The following is a 708-nucleotide window of genomic DNA, read 5'->3' as shown; positions in this document are numbered from 1 at the left end:
GATATCCTCTACCGGCAAGCCGCCGCCCTTTTGGAACAATCCAATACCGCCCAAGCCCTGCCCCTGCTGCAACAGGCCGCAGAGCAGGGTTATACGGAAGCTGCTTTTGTATTGGGCAATCATCTGCTGCAAAATGGTCATCCGGAGCAGGCACTTCCATGGCTGGAAGCCGCCGCGGCCCAACGCCATCCCAAGGCACTCTTTATCCTGCTGCAACAACGCGAACACAACGGTACCCCAACAGGACAGCTTCTTAACGAATACGCCTGGCTGGGTGAGCAAGGTCACCCCGAAGCCCAATTAATCCTCATGCGTTACCACGCGCAACGCAACGATCCACAATCCCTCTACTGGGCGGAGCTTGCCGCCGCCCGATATGCCGCGCCTGCGTATTACCATCTGGCACGCCATCATCAACGCCAAGGCGACATTGCGACAGCCATCGAACAATACGAAAAAGCGGCCGCGCTCGGCGTGGCTGCCGCCTGTTGGCAACTCGGTCAAATCTACTTCTACGGCACGGGTATCAGCCCCGACCACGCACAAGCCAAACATTATCTCGAACAAGCCGCGCAAGCCCGCCACATCGCCGCACAAACCCTGCTGGCCGACCTTCTTGCCGCCCAACGCAAGCCCGAAGCCTTAGAATGGTATCGTCGTGCCGCCGATAAGGAGCAAGCGGAAGCACAGGCCAAGCTGGCCCAATAC

The 708-nt window shown here is 58.9% G+C and carries 1 protein-coding gene; it reads left to right on the top strand.

Annotated elements, in window-relative coordinates; all coding sequences use genetic code 11:
• On the top strand, positions 1–708 hold a 708-nt coding region (locus ACTHUR_RS14110), incomplete at both ends, for a tetratricopeptide repeat protein (RefSeq protein WP_440399175.1).

The sequence above is a fragment of the Neisseria sp. P0021.S007 genome, from assembly GCF_051956855.1.
Note: the sequence above shows the minus strand (reverse complement) of the source record. Positions and strands in the feature narration are given on the sequence as shown.